Source organism: Pseudomonas sp. K5002, assembly GCF_013386655.1.
GTDB lineage: Bacteria > Pseudomonadota > Gammaproteobacteria > Pseudomonadales > Pseudomonadaceae > Aquipseudomonas.
Map to the genome: position 1 here is coordinate 1 of NZ_JACARK010000913.1, position 1389 is coordinate 1389.

Below are 1389 nucleotides of genomic sequence, written 5' to 3' on the forward strand. Positions count from 1 at the left end.
AGGGTGGCGAAGTGCGCCGCACTGATCACCACGTCGTTGCCGCGGATGGCCTGTTCCAGTGCCTGGGCATCCAGCGCATCGACTTGCTTGGCGGTGACGCCAGGGCGCGCCCCGATCTTGTCGGTATTACGTGCGATGGCCGTGACGGTGTGCCCGCGACGCAGCGCTTCTTCCAGCAGTTGGCTACCGGCACGACCGGTGGCACCAATGATTGCGATCTTGCTCATGACGTTCTCCAGTACGGTTAAGGGTTGAATCGACTCACCACTGCATTTCGCCCTTGGCGACTTTGGCGCCCAGTTCCAGGGTGCTTTCGTCGCCCAGGTTCGGGTAACGCTTTTGCATCGCCGCGATCAGGGCGGCAGAGTCCTTGGCCTTGGCGGTTTCTTCATCAAACGCCTTGATGTAGTCGGCGGTGAACGCTACGGATTTGAGCGACGGTGTGCCCAGGTAGTGACCCGGGATCACGGTGCGCGGTTTCAAGTCCTGGATACGTTGCAGGGTTGCCAGCCAATCGGTGTGGGACTTCGCGGTCTGTGTGTCGGCCATCCACACATGAATGTTCTCGGAGACCACCACACCACCGACCACTGCCTTGATCGACGGGATCCACACAAAGGTGCGGTCCGGTTGTGCGCCGTCGAGGCCGATCACCTCCAACTGCTTGCCTTCGAGGGTCAGGCTGTGGCCCTCAAGCACCTGGGGAATGACGGCTTTGCCAGGCTTGTCCGCGCCCAGTTTCGGGCCCCAGAACGCCAGTTTGTGTTCAACGGTGGCCTTGATATGGTCCACCACCGGCTGCGGTGCCAGGACTTTGGCCTGGGGGAAGGCGGCGGTCAGGGTATCGAGGCCGAAGTAGTAGTCCGGGTCGCCGTGGCTGATGTAGATGGTAGTCAGGCGCTTGCCGCTGGCGCGGATTTTTTGCACCAGTTGCTCGGCCTGGGTCTTGCCGAATTGGGCGTCCACCAGGATCGCATCTTTGTCGCCGCTGACCAGTACCGAGGTGACCGGCATCATCGCGGTTTCGCCCGGGTTGTAGGCGTCCAGAGTCAAGTCGGCCGCCATGGCGTGCGCGGCGAAGGCCAGGGAGGCGGCGGCCAGGGCCACGCGCTTGAGCGGGGAGAATCCAAACATGTGCAGCTCCAGTCATCGGTAAGGTGTGGACAGAGCTTAGTTGCACCAAACGCTACAAAAAATGCGATGCTTGGACATAGTTTGTTTCTAAAAGCGGGCAAATCATGGATCGTCTTCAAGCAATGCGGGTGTTTGTCGCGGTGGTGGACTTGGGCAGCCAGTCGGCGGCAGCCGACCATCTGGACCTGTCGCGCCCGGTGGTGTCGCGCTACCTGGCGGAGCTGGAAGACTGGGTCGGCGCGCGCCTGATGCACC

General features: G+C 61.7%; 3 protein-coding genes. 1 reads left to right on the forward strand and 2 read right to left on the reverse strand.

What is annotated here, in order from left to right; all coding sequences use genetic code 11:
- On the reverse strand, positions 1-227 hold a 227-nt coding region (locus HX846_RS30875), incomplete at its 3' end, for an NAD(P)-dependent oxidoreductase (protein WP_178966846.1).
- A gap of 34 nt (positions 228-261) precedes the next feature.
- On the reverse strand, positions 262-1134 hold the full coding sequence (locus HX846_RS30880; RefSeq protein WP_087692577.1) for an MBL fold metallo-hydrolase: 873 nt from the start codon (positions 1132-1134) through the stop codon (positions 262-264).
- A 104-nt stretch (positions 1135-1238) separates the two neighbouring features.
- Between HX846_RS30880 and HX846_RS30885 the strand changes: the two genes are divergently transcribed.
- Positions 1239-1389: LysR family transcriptional regulator (locus tag HX846_RS30885; RefSeq protein ID WP_178966847.1), on the forward strand; the 151-nt coding region annotated here is incomplete at its 3' end.